We start from the raw sequence: 14,543 nt of genomic DNA on the forward strand, positions 1-14,543 counted from the left end.
ATTCTCAGGCGCAAGACGCTAGTCAGCGTTGTGCCGCTCCAGGTAATTATAGCGGCACACCTGCGCACTGGGCATTAATTACGATGGGTCAAAATCGAGTCGACCAGACCGTACTCTACCGCTTCAGAAGCGGAGAGGAAGCGATCGCGCTCGGTATCACGTTCAATCTGCTCAAGAGATTGACCCGTATGATGCGCCATAAGTTCGTTCATGCGCCCTTTTACCTTCAGGATTTCACGGGCATGAATTTCAATATCCGTTGCCTGGCCCTGGTAACCGCCCAGAGGCTGGTGGATCATGACGCGAGAGTTAGGCAGGCAAAAACGTTTGCCTTTCGCCCCGGCGGTCAGCAGGAACGCACCCATTGAGGCCGCCTGGCCCATACAAATGGTGCTGACGTCCGGCTTAATAAACTGCATGGTGTCATAGATAGACATCCCGGCAGTGATCACTCCACCAGGGGAGTTGATGTACAGGTAGATATCTTTTTCTGGGTTTTCTGCTTCCAGGAACAGCATCTGCGCCACGATCAGGTTAGCCATATGGTCTTCGACCTGGCCGGTCAGAAAAATGACGCGTTCCTTAAGTAGACGAGAATAGATATCAAAAGAGCGCTCACCACGTGAGGTCTGTTCAATGACCATCGGCACCAGCGCCATATGGGGTGCAAAGTTATCTCGTTCGCCGCTGTATGACATTTCCGTCTCCTGGATAAAATTTGAAAAAACCTGCTGTGCTGATTGTAACCTTATGGACGGATTATCAGCTAGTCCCTCAGTAATGGGTACGACATCGCCATAATTCAAGCATAACAATCTTTTGTTGTAACGCTAACACTGAAACGCTGTTTTCGCACTCTTCCCATGCAAAATGCGTGACAAAAAAAAACCCGCCACCAAAAGGTGACGGGCTTGCGTACGAAATTCGAGCTAAAAAAGCGACGAATTACGCCTGCTGGTTCATCAGTTCGTTGAAGGAAGTGGCTTTTTCAGTCACTTTCGCTTTCGCCAGAACAGCTTCAACAGCCTGCTCTTCCAGAGCGACGTTACGCATGTTGTCCATCAGCTCTTTGTTTTTGCTGTAGAACTCAACAACTTCTTTCGGATCTTCGTAAGCAGAAGCCATCTCTTCGATCAGGCCTTTAACGCGATCTTCGTCAGCTTTCAGTTCGTTGGTACGAATCACTTCGCCCAGCAGCAGACCAACAACTACGCGACGCTTAGCCTGTTCTTCGAACAGTTCACGCGGCAGTTCCAGAGCTTGTTTCTCGTTGCCGCCGAAACGTTGTGCAGCCTGACGACGCAGAACGTCGATTTCGCTGTCGATCAGAGCAGCCGGAACGTCGATGTCGTTAGCTTTTACCAGACCTTCGATCGCCTGAGACTTAACGCGGTTACGCACAGCGCCTTTCAGCTCGCGTTCCATGTTTTTACGGACTTCAGCGCGCAGACCTGCTACGGAACCATCTTCAACGCCGAAACGTTTGATGAATTCTTCAGTCAGTTCCGGCAGTTCGCGTTCTTCAACTTTCTTCAGGTTGATAACGAACTTCGCAGCTTTACCTTTCAGGTTTTCAGCGTGGTATTCTTCCGGGAAGGTCACGTCGATAGTGAACTCTTCGCCAGCTTTGTGGCCTTTAACGCCTTCTTCAAAGCCCGGGATCATACGACCCTGGCCCATCGCCAGTACGAAGTCAGACGCTTTGCCGCCTTCGAACTCTTCGCCGTCTACAGAACCGGTGAAGTCGATGGTTACACGGTCTTCTGCATCAGCAGCGCCGTCTTTGTCTTTCCAGGTAGCCTGCTGCTTGCGCAGGGTGTCCAGCATTACGTCAACGTCAGCGTCGGTAACTTCAACAACCGGTTTTTCAACTTCGATTGCTTCCAGGCCAGTCAGCTCAACTTCCGGGTAAACTTCAAACTCTACCGCGTAAGTAAAATCTTCACCCAGTTTGTATTCGCCCGGAACGTAGCTCGGTGCGCCAGCCGGATTGATTTTTTCTTTGATGATCGCGTCAACGAAGTTGCGGCTCATCAGGTCACCCAGAACGTCCTGGCGAACAGACGCGCCATAACGCTGAGCAACAACATTCATCGGTACTTTTCCTTTGCGGAAACCGTCAATACGCACTTTCTTCGCTACGTTGACCAGCTCGCTTTTCACAGCGGTCTCGATGCTGTCAGCAGCGATAGTAATCGTTACACGGCGGCCAAGGCCTTGAGTGGTTTCAACTGAAACTTGCATCTTGTTACCTCAAAAAATCACAGTGCTCGGTCAACTCTTCTCCGCAAGCACAGGTTGTTGGCTTCGCGGAACTGGGATGTTCTCATAAGCAATCACATTCCCTGTCGTCAGAATCATCCCGAAGACATTCCGAAAAATAAGACGCGCATTATAGCGGCATCACTTTTATGAGTCGAGAACGGTTATCGCGCGTTGCTGCGGCTTTTTTCACAATTCCCGGCTAATTTTTGTCTGAATACTGTACGACTGCCCCAGAATTCAGACAAAACAAAACGGCCCGCAGGCCGTTTTCACATAATCTGTAGCAACATACTGGAAAAGCGTCGGTTGTTGCAAATCCGTTTTTACGCGATGCTTCCCGCCCCACGACACGGAGGCGATGCAAAAATCGTATCCTGCAACGCTTCCCACTCCTTAATAGTGTAGGTATGCAGGGCAAGCGCATGAACGGTTGTGGAAAGCTCCGCCGTTAACGTGCTGTAAATCATCCGATGACGATTAAGAAAACGTTCACCTGTAAAGCGATCGCTAACCAGTACAACCTTAAAGTGGCTTTCAGAACCAGCCGGGACATTGTGACGATAGCTTTCATCCACAACTTCGAGGAACACGGGTTCGAACGCTGCCCTTAATTTTTCTTCTATTTGCTCACGAATCATCATGAAATTTTTCCTCCGACAACGCTGAGATGTCACCCATCCCTTTAAATACTAGCCGCTTTTACCGTTTTCATTACACCTTAGCAACAAAAAATTAGCGCTTGTCTGATTTTCTCATTCAAACGGATGAAGTTCACTGATTCCTCACTCCAATTTATTGCAAAAAGTCCGTTTATAGTCTCCACAAAGTCATAAAACGGACAACACAATGAATTTACATGCGTTACCCACTTCCCCTCATCGTTGGCGATGTTATGATGGCGGGAATTTTCTCTAACCATACAATTTAGATTCGCTGAGAGCCCTGGCATGTTTAAAAAAATCCTCGTCCCGTTTGTCGCGCTGTTTATGTTAGCTGGGTGCGCAACACCGCCGACCACTATTGAAGTCTCCCCGAAAATTACCCTGCCGCAGCAGGACCCAAGCCTGATGGGTGTGACCGTTAGCATCAACGGAGCCGACCAGCGCCAGGATCAAGCGCTGGCAAAAGTCACCCGCGACAACCAGTTGGTGACCCTGACCGCATCCCGCGACCTGCGTTTCCTGCTGCAAGAAGTACTGGAAAAACAGATGACCGCACGCGGTTATATGATTGGACCGAACGGTGCAGTCAACCTGCAAATCATTGTTAGCCAGCTGTATGCTGACGTGTCTCAGGGTAGCGTGCGCTATAACATCGCCACCAAAGCAGACATCGCCATCATTGCGACCGCCGCCAACGGCAACAAGATGACCAAAAACTACCGCGCAAGCTATTCTGTTGAAGGTGCACTGCAAGCCTCTAACAAAAATATCGCTGATGCCGTTAACAGCGTGCTGACCGACACCATCGCTGATATGTCTCAGGACACCAGCGTTCACGATTTCATCAAGCAGAACGCTCGTTAATTTCTGCCCATATGGCCCGGCGTTCGTCGGGCCTATAGAAGCCCATGTCCAGTCAATACTTACGTATTTTTCAGCAACCACGTTCAGCTATCCTGCTCATTCTGGGGTTCGCCTCCGGTTTACCGCTCGCACTCACCTCCGGTACGCTTCAGGCGTGGATGACAGTCGAGAATATCGATCTTAAAACCATCGGTTTCTTTTCCCTGGTCGGTCAGGCCTACGTATTTAAATTTCTCTGGTCCCCGTTGATGGACCGTTACACGCCACCGTTTTTAGGTCGACGTCGCGGCTGGCTGCTGGCGACCCAGGTGCTGTTGTTAATTTCTATCGCTGCGATGGGCTTTCTGGAGCCTGGCACACAGTTACGCTGGATGGCCGCACTCGCAGTAGTGATCGCTTTTTGCTCGGCATCGCAGGATATCGTCTTTGATGCCTGGAAAACCGACGTATTGCCCGCAGAAGACCGCGGTACCGGCGCGGCTATCAGCGTGCTGGGCTATCGATTAGGGATGCTGGTTTCAGGCGGATTGGCCTTGTGGATGGCCGATCGCTGGCTGGGCTGGCAAGGGATGTACTGGCTGATGGCTGCACTGTTGATTCCCTGTATCATCGCCACTCTGTTAGCACCTGAACCAACTGACACCATTCCGGTGCCTAAAACGCTGGAACAGGCAGTTGCGGCTCCGCTGCGAGACTTCTTTGGTCGTAACAACGCATGGCTGATCCTGCTGCTTATTGTGTTGTATAAGCTCGGGGATGCTTTCGCCATGAGCCTGACCACCACCTTTTTAATCCGCGGCGTTGGGTTTGATGCGGGTGAAGTTGGCGTGGTGAATAAGACGCTGGGGCTACTGGCGACCATTGTTGGCGCGCTGTACGGTGGGATCCTGATGCAGCGCCTCTCTCTGTTCCGCGCATTGCTTATTTTCGGCATCTTGCAAGGGGCGTCGAATGCGGGCTACTGGCTACTGTCCATCACTGACAAACACATGTTCAGCATGGCGGCGGCCGTCTTCTTTGAAAACCTGTGCGGCGGAATGGGCACGGCGGCATTTGTCGCTTTATTAATGACGCTGTGCAATAAGTCCTTCTCAGCGACCCAGTTCGCCCTGCTCTCCGCGCTTTCAGCCGTTGGTCGCGTTTACGTTGGCCCGGTAGCGGGTTGGTTTGTCGAAGCACACGGCTGGCCGACGTTTTATCTGTTCTCCGTATTTGCCGCGATCCCCGGCCTGATACTGCTGCTGGTATGTCGCCAGACCCTGGAACATAGCTGGCAAAATGAAAGCTTCATTCCGCGCACGGAATTTCGTGGAGCATACAGTCTGGCATTAATGACGCTAGTTGCGGGCTGCTGCCTGCTGCTGGTTTGGCTGCTGCTGTTAACCATGAACGCGCTGGATTACACCAACTTCTCCTTCCTGCCGGAACTGCTTGAAGTCTCAGTGGTGGTCGCTGTCTGCGGGGTCGTTTTTGGTGGATTGCTTGATTATCTGGCATTGCGCAAAACCAGTCTGGCATGATGTTGCATATTTATGCTCTAAATAATTCGAGTTACGGGACAAAAGGCGTGAGCGTTTTGAACAGCGCTTGCGCTGGCCCCGTAGGGGAGAGGCCGAGAGGCCGAATCACGCGGCGACGCAGCAAATCCCCAGGAGCTTACATAAGTAAGTGACTGGGGTGAGCGAGGAAAGCCAACACACCTGTAGCTTGAAGTATGACGAGCATATTTGGTCGTTGTAATCACCCTACGTAATTATAACGGCGAAATAAGCAACAACTGCTAAAAATAATATTTGTTATTTTGTGCGCCAAAGAATTTGGAAATTATTGACGCCTTTTATATATACTATTTTCCTTACTCGATTCAGCCAAGAAAGATTTATTTTTTGTTCCTCAATTGTCCGTTTATTGATAATCAATTGTTAAGCAATTGTTTTATTTTCGTATTGGTTATACCAATTGCCCTCAGTACGCCCCCCACCTGCCCGCTTTCGTTATAACGTGATGTTGCAACAGGTTCTTAAAGCCAAAGCGACATATATTGCAACATATGTGACATGCACGGCAGAACCCAGTAACACAGATCTAGAGATGTTTACAGTAATGTAACCTTCCCGTAAAATGCCCTCACACTTTAAACGCCACCCGGTCCCGTGGAATTGAGGTCGTTAAATGAGACTCAGGAAATACAATAAAAGTTTGGGATGGTTGTCATTAATTGCAGGCACTGCATTACTCAGTGGCTGTAATTCTGCGCTGCTTGACCCTAAAGGACAGATTGGACTGGAACAACGGTCATTGATACTGACGGCATTTGGCCTGATGTTGATTGTCGTTATTCCCGCCATCTTGATGGCTGTTGGTTTTGCCTGGAAGTATCGTGCAAGCAATAAAGATGCGAAGTACAGCCCGAACTGGTCACACTCCAATAAAGTGGAAGCTGTGGTCTGGACGGTGCCGATCTTAATCATCATTTTCCTTGCCGTTCTGACCTGGAAAACCACTCACGCTCTTGAGCCAAGCAAACCGCTGGCGCATGACGAGAAGCCCATTACCATCGAAGTGGTTTCCATGGACTGGAAATGGTTCTTCATCTATCCGGAACAGGGTATCGCTACCGTGAATGAAATCGCCTTCCCGGCGAATACTCCGGTTGAATTCAAAGTGACTTCCAACTCCGTGATGAACTCCTTCTTTATCCCGCGTCTGGGTAGCCAGATTTATGCCATGGCCGGTATGCAGACTCGACTGCATCTGATCGCCAACGAAGTCGGTACTTATGATGGTATCTCCGCAAGTTATAGCGGACCAGGCTTCTCCGGTATGAAGTTCAAGGCTATCGCAACAAAGGACCGCGCCGAATTCGACCAATGGGTTGCTAAAGCTAAACAGTCCACGAACACCATGAGCGACATGGCAGCGTTCGAGAAAGTGGCTGCGCCAAGCGAATACAACCAGGTGGAATACTTCTCCAACGTGAAACCGGATTTGTTTAAAGATGTTATTAACAAATTTATGGCTCACGGTAAGAGCATGGACATGACCCAACCCGAAGGTGAGCACAGCGCACACGAAGGCATGGAAGGCATGGACATGAGCCACGCGGAATCCGCTCACTAAGGGGCCGAGGAAGAATACGATGTTCGGAAAATTGACGCTGGATGCAGTTCCGTTCCATGAACCTATTGTCATGGTTACGATTGCTGCCATTATCATCGGTGGTGCGGCCTTACTGGGCCTTATCACTTACTTCGGTAAGTGGACCTACCTGTGGAAAGAGTGGCTGACTTCTGTTGACCACAAACGCCTTGGCATCATGTATGTCATCGTCGCAATCGTCATGTTGATTCGTGGCTTTGCCGACGCCATCATGATGCGTAGTCAGCAAGCGCTGGCTTCTGCAGGTGAAGCAGGCTTCCTGCCTCCTCACCACTACGACCAGATCTTCACGGCTCACGGCGTGATTATGATCTTCTTCGTGGCAATGCCATTTGTTATCGGTCTGATGAACCTGGTGGTTCCGCTGCAGATCGGCGCACGTGACGTTGCATTCCCGTTCCTGAACAACCTGAGCTTCTGGTTCACCGTTGTCGGCGTAATCCTGGTTAACCTTTCTCTGGGCGTGGGTGAATTCGCGCAGACCGGTTGGCTGGCGTATCCGCCACTTTCGGGAATAGAGTACAGTCCAAGCGTCGGGGTCGATTATTGGATATGGGCAGTCCAGTTGTCCGGTATTGGTACAACCCTAACCGGTATCAACTTCTTTGTGACCATCATTAAGATGCGTGCACCAGGAATGACCATGTTCAAGATGCCGGTGTTTAGCTGGGCATCTCTGTGCGCGAACATCCTGATTATCGCTTCTTTCCCAATCCTGACGGTTACCGTCGCGTTGCTGACCCTGGATCGCTATCTGGGCACCCATTTCTTTACCAACGATATGGGCGGCAACATGATGATGTACATCAACCTGATTTGGGCCTGGGGCCATCCGGAAGTGTACATTCTGGTTCTGCCAGTCTTCGGTGTGTTCTCCGAAATCGCGGCAACCTTCTCACGTAAACGTCTGTTTGGTTACACCTCGCTGGTGTGGGCAACCGTGTGTATCACCGTTCTGTCGTTCGTTGTTTGGCTGCACCACTTCTTCACCATGGGTGCAGGCGCTAACGTAAACGCCTTCTTCGGTATCACCACCATGATTATCGCCATCCCGACCGGGGTGAAGATCTTCAACTGGCTGTTCACCATGTATCAGGGCCGTATCGTATTCCACTCAGCAATGCTGTGGACGATTGGCTTTATCGTCACCTTCTCAGTCGGCGGCATGACCGGTGTACTGCTGGCGGTGCCGGGTGCGGACTTCGTTCTGCACAACAGTCTGTTCCTGATTGCGCACTTCCATAACGTTATCATCGGCGGCGTCGTATTTGGATGTTTCGCTGGTATGACCTACTGGTGGCCAAAAGCGTTTGGCTTCACGCTGAACGAAACCTGGGGTAAACGCGCATTCTGGTTCTGGATCATCGGCTTCTTCGTAGCATTTATGCCACTGTACGTGCTGGGCTTCATGGGTATGACCCGTCGCCTCAGCCAGCAGATTGATCCACAGTTCCATCCGATGCTGGTCGTTGCCGCCTGCGGCGCCGCGCTGATTGCACTGGGTATCCTGTGCCAGCTGATTCAGATCTTCGTTTCTATTCGCGACCGCGAGCAGAATCGTGACCTGACCGGTGACCCATGGGGTGGTCGTACGCTGGAGTGGGCAACCTCTTCCCCGCCTCCGTTCTATAACTTTGCCGTTGTGCCGCACGTTCACGAGCGTGATGCCTTCTGGGAAATGAAAGAAAAAGGTGAAGCGTACAAGCAGCCTGCGCACTATGAAGAAATTCATATGCCGAAGAACAGCGGTGCCGGTATCGTCATTACCGCCTTCGCAACACTGTTTGGTTTCGCCATGATCTGGCATATCTGGTGGCTGGCGATTGCAAGCTTCGCAGGCATGATCATCAGCTGGATTGTGAAAAGCTTTGATGAAGACGTGGATTACTACGTGCCGGTCCCGGAAGTCGAAAAACTGGAAAACCAGCATTTCGATGAGATTACTAAGGCAGGGCTGAAAAATGGCAACTGATACTTTAACGCACGCGACTGCCCACGCGCACGAACACGGGCACCACGATGCAGGCCAGACCAAGATCTTCGGATTCTGGGTCTACCTGATGAGCGACTGCATTCTGTTCTCTATTCTGTTTGCAACCTATGCCGTTCTGGTGAACGGCACCGCAGGTGGCCCGACAGGTAAGGACATTTTTGAACTGCCGTTCGTTCTGGTTGAAACATTCCTGCTGTTATTCAGCTCCATTACTTACGGCATGGCAGCGATTGCCATGTACAAGAACAACAAGAGCCAGGTTATCTCCTGGCTGGCGTTGACCTTCTTGTTCGGTGCCGGATTCATCGGGATGGAACTCTATGAATTCCATCACCTGATTGTTAACGGTATGGGCCCGGATCGCAGCGGCTTCCTGTCTGCGTTCTTCGCGCTGGTCGGTACTCACGGTCTGCACGTCACCTCCGGTCTTATCTGGATGGCGGTGCTGATGGTGCAAGTTGCTCGTCGCGGCCTGACCAGTACTAACCGTACCCGCATCATGTGCCTGAGCCTGTTCTGGCACTTCCTGGATGTGGTGTGGATCTGTGTGTTCACTGTTGTTTATCTGATGGGGGCGATGTAATGAGTCATTCTAACGAGAGCGGCGGCGCATCCCATGGCAGCGTAAAAACCTACATGACAGGTTTTATCCTGTCGATCATCCTGACGGTCATTCCGTTTTGGATGGTGATGACAGGTTCTGCCTCACCGGCCGTCATTCTGGGAACTATTCTGGCAATGGCAGTGGTACAGATTCTGGTGCACCTGGTGTGCTTCCTGCACATGAATAGCAAATCTGATGAAGGTTGGAACATGACGGCCTTTGTCTTTACTGTGCTAATCATCGCCATCCTGGTTGTGGGCTCCATCTGGATTATGTGGAACCTTAACTACAACATGATGATGCACTAAGAGCGGCGATTATGATGTTTAAGCAATACCTGCAAGTAACGAAACCAGGCATCATCTTTGGCAACCTGATCTCGGTGATTGGGGGATTCCTGCTGGCCTCGAAAGGCAGCATTGATTATCCCCTGTTTATCTACACGCTGGTTGGGGTGTCACTGGTTGTGGCGTCGGGTTGTGTATTCAACAACTACATCGACAGGGATATCGACAGGAAGATGGAGAGGACCAAAAACCGCGTGCTGGTTAAAGGTCTGATTTCCCCTGCGGTCTCGCTGGTATACGCCACCCTGCTGGGTATTGCTGGCTTTATGCTACTGTGGTTTGGCGCGAACCCTCTGGCCTGCTGGCTGGGGGTAATGGGCTTCGTGGTCTATGTGGGCGTTTATAGCCTGTACATGAAGCGTCATTCCGTTTATGGCACGCTGATTGGCTCACTCTCCGGCGCTGCGCCGCCGGTGATTGGCTACTGTGCCGTAACCGGTGAGTTCGATAGCGGTGCGCTGATTCTGCTGGCTATTTTCAGCCTGTGGCAGATGCCGCACTCTTACGCGATTGCGATTTTCCGCTTCAAGGATTATCAGGCTGCCAACATCCCGGTACTGCCGGTGGTGAAAGGTATTTCGGTCGCGAAGAACCATATCACGCTGTACATCGTGGCGTTTGCTATCGCCACGCTGATGCTAACCCTGGGCGGCTATGCAGGTTATAAATACCTGATTGTTGCCGCGGCGGTGAGCGTCTGGTGGTTGGGCATGGCGCTGCGCGGTTATAAAGTGGAAGATGACAGAGTCTGGGCGCGCAAGCTGTTCGGTTTCTCCATCATTGCCATTACCGCGCTTTCCGTGATGATGTCCGTCGACTTTATGGTGCCAAACTCGCAGAACCTGCTGACTTACGTCTGGTAAGTTAATCGTCACACCTTCTATGCCGGATGGCGGCTGACGCCTTATCCGGCCTACAAAAAAGCACATAGCTTGTAGGCCGGATAAGTTACGTTCAGATCGCTATCCGGCATTTTCGTCTCCAGCCGACGCCCCTCACAACCCCAACATTTGTTAATAAAGCGCATATTTACCCAGCCTGCTTAGCGCTTTACACTAGGCGCGAAATTAATACAGAGGTGGGAATGAACGATTACAAAATGACGCCCGGTGAGTTGCGCGCCACCTGGGGTTTAGGGACCGTATTCTCGTTGCGCATGCTTGGCATGTTTATGGTCCTGCCGGTTCTGACCACGTACGGTATGGCGCTACAGGGTGCCAGCGAAGCGCTGATAGGCCTTGCCATCGGCATATATGGTCTGGCGCAAGCCGTTTTCCAAATCCCCTTTGGCCTGCTCTCTGACCGCATTGGTCGTAAGCCACTTATCGTCGGCGGGCTGGCGGTATTCGTTCTCGGCAGCATAATTGCTGCTCTCTCCGATTCAATCTGGGGCATTATTCTTGGTCGGGCTTTACAAGGCTCTGGCGCGATTGCTGCTGCCGTAATGGCGCTGCTTTCCGACTTAACCCGTGAGCAAAACCGTACCAAAGCGATGGCGTTTATCGGCGTCAGCTTTGGTATCACCTTCGCCATTGCGATGGTGCTGGGACCAATCGTTACCCATGCGCTGGGGCTACACGCGCTGTTCTGGATGATTGCAGCCCTTGCTACCACGGGTATCGTGCTGACCATTTGGGTCGTTCCCAATAGCACTACCCACGTGCTGAACCGCGAGTCGGGCATGGTAAAAGGCAGCTTCAGCAAAGTGCTGGCAGAGCCCAAACTGCTGAAGCTCAACTTTGGCATCATGTGTCTGCACATATTGCTGATGTCCACCTTCGTCGCTTTACCAGGCCAACTGGCGAAAGCAGGCTTCCCTGCAGCAGAGCACTGGAAAATTTATCTGGTGACGATGCTGCTGTCCTTTGTTTCCGTGGTGCCGTTCATCATTTACGCCGAAGTGAAGCGCAAGATGAAACGCGTGTTCCTCGCCTGCGTGTTACTGATTCTTATTGCAGAGATTGTATTGTGGAGCGCTAACGTGCGTTTCTGGGGGTTGATTGCGGGCGTGCAGATATTCTTCCTCGCGTTCAACCTGATGGAAGCCCTCCTCCCCTCGCTTATCAGTAAAGAGTCTCCGGCTGGCTATAAAGGCACGGCAATGGGCGTTTACTCCACCAGCCAGTTTCTTGGCGTGGCGATTGGCGGTTCGCTCGGCGGTTGGGTGGTTGAAATGTTTGATGGTCAGGCCGTATTCCTGGCCGGTGCGCTTCTGGCGGCAGTGTGGTTATTGGTGGCGAGTACAATGAAAGAGCCGCCGTACGTCAGCAGCCTGCGGGTGGAAATCCCACCTGAAATTGCTGCGGATGACACCCTGAAGCAGCGCCTGCTGGCTAAAGAAGGGATAAGCGAAGTGTTAATTGTCGCGAAAGAACATTCGGCCTACGTGAAAATCGACAGCAAAGTCACCAATCGATTTGAGGTTGAGCAGGCCATCAGCCAGGCGTAAAGATGAGATTTGTCAGATGGCGGCTTACGCCATCTGACATAACGACTTAATCGCGGAAGTTCTTGAACTGGAACGGTTGACCGAGGTCGCCGCCGCGAACCAGCGCCATAACGGATTGCAGGTCGTCACGCGCCTTGCCGGTTACACGGATTTCTTCGCCCTGAATCTGCGCCTGCACCTTCAGTTTGCTGTCTTTGATCAGCTTAACGATCTTCTTTTGCACTGCGCTTTCAATGCCTTGTTTCAGCTTAGCTTCAACAAACCAGGTTTTACCGCTGTGCACGAAGGTTTCTGGTACGTCCAGCGACGTGCCTTCAATACCGCGTTTGAGCAGCTTGGCACGCAGAATATCCAGCAACTGATTGACCTGAAAATCAGATTCGCTCAGCACCTTAATCGTCTTATTTGACTCATTCAGCTCAAAAGTCGCTTCAACGCCACGAAAATCAAAGCGTGACTCCACTTCGCGGCTGGCGTTATCTACCGCGTTACGGGCTTCCTGAAGATCAACTTCAGAGACAATATCGAAAGATGGCATCTTTTCCTCTCCCTTCATTTTTGATGCGAAGCATAATACCTGCAAAGTTACCCAACAGACAGCGCTATACTAGGCTGTATCCTTTAATTGTACGTGGTACTGATACCTGCGAACAATAATGGGGTACGGCCGATATGGATTAACACCTGGTGCTGTTGCAGGTGAGGAGGAAGAATGAAAATTACCGTACTGGGATGTGGAGCGCTAGGACAGCTTTGGCTTACCGCGCTATGCAAACATGGACATGAGGTGCAAGGGTGGCTACGCGTACCGCAACCCTATTGCAGCGTAAACCTGATCGACACGGATGGGTCAGTTTTTAATGAATCCCTGACGGCAAACGACCCCGACTTTTTGGCAAAAAGCGACCTGCTACTGGTCACCCTGAAAGCCTGGCAGGTTTCTGATGCGGTAAAAAGCCTGGCCGCAATTCTGCCTGAAACTACTCCCATTCTGCTGATTCACAACGGCATGGGGACAATTGAAGAGCTGCATAACATTAAGCAACCTCTGCTGATAGGCACCACCACCCACGCGGCACGCCGTGACGGCAACGTCATCATTCATGTCGCTCAGGGAACAACACGCATTGGTCCGGCACGTGAACAAGACGGTGATTTCAGTTATCTGGCTGAAGTCCTGCAAGAGGTGCTACCGGACGTCGCCTGGCACGACACTATTCGCGCCGAGCTGTGGCGAAAGCTGGCCGTCAACTGCGTCATTAACCCGCTAACCGCATTATGGAATTGCCCAAACGGCGAGTTACGCCATCATCCTGAAAAAATAGCACTCATCTGCGAGGAAGTGGCCGCGGTCATTGAACGCGAAGGCCACCATACATCTGTGGACGATTTACGCTATTATGTCGAGCAAGTGATTGACAGTACGGCGGAAAATATCTCATCAATGCTGCAAGACATTCGTGCCCTGCGCCATACTGAGATCGACTACATTACCGGTTATTTGTTAAAACGCGCCCGCGCGCACGGCATCGCCGTCCCGGAAAACGCCCAACTGTTTGAAATGGTAAAGAGAAAGGAAAGTGAGTATGAGCGCTCAAGCACTGGTATGTCTCGCCCCTGGTAGTGAAGAGACCGAAGCGGTCACCACTATCGATCTGCTGGTGCGCGGCGGAATTAAGGTCACAACTGCCAGCGTCGCCAGCGATGGCGACCTGACGATCGTGTGCTCACGCGGAGTGAAGCTGCTGGCGGATGCGCCATTAGTCGAAGTTGCTGACGGCGATTTCGACATTATCGTGCTACCGGGCGGTATTAAAGGCGCCGAGTGTTTTCGCGACAGCCCGCTGCTTATCGAAACCGTGAAACAGTTTCATCGTTCCGGGCGCATTGTCGCGGCAATTTGCGCCGCGGCCGCCACCGTACTCGTCCCACACGATATTTTCCCCATCGGTAACATGACCGGTTTTCCGGCGCTGAAAGACCAAATTCCCGCTGACCAGTGGCAGGACAAGCGCGTCGTATGGGATCCTCGCGTCAACCTGTTAACCAGCCAGGGACCGGGGACTTCCATTGATTTCGGTTTGAAAATCATTGATCTTCTGGTGAGTCGCGAAAAAGCTCACGAGGTGGCGTCACAACTGGTGATGGCCGCGGGAATCTATAACTATTACGAGTAAATCTTCGAGCCACTCCCTTATAA

General features: G+C 51.6%; 14 protein-coding genes. 10 read left to right on the forward strand and 4 right to left on the reverse strand.

All coding sequences use genetic code 11. The features are described from left to right. Positions 1 to 74: 74 nt before the first annotated feature. The 3 genes from clpP to bolA all read right to left on the reverse strand — a co-directional run bounded on the left by clpP (position 75) and on the right by bolA (position 2,906). Positions 75 to 698 carry an ATP-dependent Clp endopeptidase proteolytic subunit ClpP gene (clpP, locus tag OGX96_RS13755; RefSeq protein WP_003021624.1) on the reverse strand — a complete coding sequence of 208 codons (624 nt, stop codon included), beginning with the start codon at positions 696 to 698 and terminating at the stop codon, positions 75 to 77. Between the two features lie 247 nt (positions 699 to 945). Beyond that, positions 946 to 2,244: a trigger factor gene (gene tig / locus OGX96_RS13760; protein ID WP_286583322.1), complete on the reverse strand. Its 1,299-nt coding sequence runs from the start codon at positions 2,242 to 2,244 to the stop codon at positions 946 to 948. A 344-nt stretch (positions 2,245 to 2,588) separates the two neighbouring features. Then, on the reverse strand, positions 2,589 to 2,906 hold the full coding sequence (gene bolA, locus OGX96_RS13765; RefSeq protein WP_003021619.1) for a transcriptional regulator BolA: 318 nt from the start codon (positions 2,904 to 2,906) through the stop codon (positions 2,589 to 2,591). A 306-nt stretch (positions 2,907 to 3,212) separates the two neighbouring features. Between bolA and OGX96_RS13770 the strand changes: the two genes are divergently transcribed. The 8 genes from OGX96_RS13770 (at position 3,213) to OGX96_RS13805 (ending at position 12,343) form a co-directional block, all read left to right on the forward strand. Further along, on the forward strand, positions 3,213 to 3,791 hold the full coding sequence (locus tag OGX96_RS13770; protein WP_016152050.1) for a lipoprotein: 579 nt from the start codon (positions 3,213 to 3,215) through the stop codon (positions 3,789 to 3,791). A gap of 44 nt (positions 3,792 to 3,835) precedes the next feature. Continuing rightward, positions 3,836 to 5,311, forward strand: a complete 1,476-nt coding sequence (gene ampG / locus OGX96_RS13775; protein ID WP_286583326.1) for a muropeptide MFS transporter AmpG — start codon at positions 3,836 to 3,838, stop codon at positions 5,309 to 5,311. Positions 5,312 to 5,963: 652 nt separating this feature from the next. Further along, positions 5,964 to 6,911: a cytochrome o ubiquinol oxidase subunit II gene (cyoA, locus tag OGX96_RS13780; protein ID WP_032942534.1), complete on the forward strand. Its 948-nt coding sequence runs from the start codon at positions 5,964 to 5,966 to the stop codon at positions 6,909 to 6,911. A gap of 19 nt (positions 6,912 to 6,930) precedes the next feature. Then, entirely contained in the window at positions 6,931 to 8,922 is a 1,992-nt protein-coding gene (gene cyoB, locus OGX96_RS13785; RefSeq protein WP_003831008.1) for a cytochrome o ubiquinol oxidase subunit I, read from the forward strand. Then, entirely contained in the window at positions 8,912 to 9,526 is a 615-nt protein-coding gene (locus OGX96_RS13790) for a cytochrome o ubiquinol oxidase subunit III (RefSeq protein ID WP_003831007.1), read from the forward strand. The genes cyoB and OGX96_RS13790 overlap by 11 nt, the downstream gene beginning before the upstream one ends. Then, on the forward strand, positions 9,526 to 9,855 hold the full coding sequence (locus OGX96_RS13795; protein ID WP_003831006.1) for a cytochrome o ubiquinol oxidase subunit IV: 330 nt from the start codon (positions 9,526 to 9,528) through the stop codon (positions 9,853 to 9,855). Before OGX96_RS13790 ends, OGX96_RS13795 begins: the two co-directional genes overlap by 1 nt. Before the next feature lie 11 nt (positions 9,856 to 9,866). Then, positions 9,867 to 10,757, forward strand: a complete 891-nt coding sequence (gene cyoE / locus OGX96_RS13800; RefSeq protein ID WP_003831005.1) for a heme o synthase — start codon at positions 9,867 to 9,869, stop codon at positions 10,755 to 10,757. A gap of 221 nt (positions 10,758 to 10,978) precedes the next feature. After that, complete coding sequence (locus OGX96_RS13805) at positions 10,979 to 12,343, forward strand: MFS transporter (protein ID WP_057067573.1); 1,365 nt, start codon at positions 10,979 to 10,981, stop codon at positions 12,341 to 12,343. 46 nt (positions 12,344 to 12,389) lie between these two features. Here the strand turns inward: OGX96_RS13805 and OGX96_RS13810 are convergent, their stop codons facing one another. Next, complete coding sequence (locus OGX96_RS13810; protein ID WP_003831002.1) at positions 12,390 to 12,881, reverse strand: YajQ family cyclic di-GMP-binding protein; 492 nt, start codon at positions 12,879 to 12,881, stop codon at positions 12,390 to 12,392. Positions 12,882 to 13,055: 174 nt separating this feature from the next. Here OGX96_RS13810 and panE point away from each other — a divergent pair, with 174 nt between their 5' ends. Then, positions 13,056 to 13,967: a 2-dehydropantoate 2-reductase gene (gene panE, locus OGX96_RS13815; RefSeq protein ID WP_060682658.1), complete on the forward strand. Its 912-nt coding sequence runs from the start codon at positions 13,056 to 13,058 to the stop codon at positions 13,965 to 13,967. Further along, positions 13,930 to 14,520 carry a protein deglycase YajL gene (gene yajL / locus OGX96_RS13820; RefSeq protein ID WP_008783935.1) on the forward strand — a complete coding sequence of 197 codons (591 nt, stop codon included), beginning with the start codon at positions 13,930 to 13,932 and terminating at the stop codon, positions 14,518 to 14,520. Before panE ends, yajL begins: the two co-directional genes overlap by 38 nt. Positions 14,521 to 14,543 lie beyond the last annotated feature (23 nt).

The organism is Citrobacter sp. Cpo100, from assembly GCF_030332595.1.
GTDB classification, from domain to species: domain Bacteria; phylum Pseudomonadota; class Gammaproteobacteria; order Enterobacterales; family Enterobacteriaceae; genus Citrobacter; species Citrobacter portucalensis.

What these genes read in the sequence shown, in the direction of transcription:
- clpP (WP_003021624.1), bottom strand. Translation starts at nt 698, where the DNA reads ATGTCATACAGCGGCGAACGAGATAACTTTGCACCCCATATGGCGCTG.
- tig (WP_286583322.1), bottom strand. Translation starts at nt 2,244, where the DNA reads ATGCAAGTTTCAGTTGAAACCACTCAAGGCCTTGGCCGCCGTGTAACG.
- bolA (WP_003021619.1), bottom strand. Translation starts at nt 2,906, where the DNA reads ATGATGATTCGTGAGCAAATAGAAGAAAAATTAAGGGCAGCGTTCGAA.
- OGX96_RS13770 (WP_016152050.1), top strand. Translation starts at nt 3,213, where the DNA reads ATGTTTAAAAAAATCCTCGTCCCGTTTGTCGCGCTGTTTATGTTAGCT.
- ampG (WP_286583326.1), top strand. Translation starts at nt 3,836, where the DNA reads ATGTCCAGTCAATACTTACGTATTTTTCAGCAACCACGTTCAGCTATC.
- cyoA (WP_032942534.1), top strand. Translation starts at nt 5,964, where the DNA reads ATGAGACTCAGGAAATACAATAAAAGTTTGGGATGGTTGTCATTAATT.
- cyoB (WP_003831008.1), top strand. Translation starts at nt 6,931, where the DNA reads ATGTTCGGAAAATTGACGCTGGATGCAGTTCCGTTCCATGAACCTATT.
- OGX96_RS13790 (WP_003831007.1), top strand. Translation starts at nt 8,912, where the DNA reads ATGGCAACTGATACTTTAACGCACGCGACTGCCCACGCGCACGAACAC.
- OGX96_RS13795 (WP_003831006.1), top strand. Translation starts at nt 9,526, where the DNA reads ATGAGTCATTCTAACGAGAGCGGCGGCGCATCCCATGGCAGCGTAAAA.
- cyoE (WP_003831005.1), top strand. Translation starts at nt 9,867, where the DNA reads ATGATGTTTAAGCAATACCTGCAAGTAACGAAACCAGGCATCATCTTT.
- OGX96_RS13805 (WP_057067573.1), top strand. Translation starts at nt 10,979, where the DNA reads ATGAACGATTACAAAATGACGCCCGGTGAGTTGCGCGCCACCTGGGGT.
- OGX96_RS13810 (WP_003831002.1), bottom strand. Translation starts at nt 12,881, where the DNA reads ATGCCATCTTTCGATATTGTCTCTGAAGTTGATCTTCAGGAAGCCCGT.
- panE (WP_060682658.1), top strand. Translation starts at nt 13,056, where the DNA reads ATGAAAATTACCGTACTGGGATGTGGAGCGCTAGGACAGCTTTGGCTT.
- yajL (WP_008783935.1), top strand. Translation starts at nt 13,930, where the DNA reads ATGAGCGCTCAAGCACTGGTATGTCTCGCCCCTGGTAGTGAAGAGACC.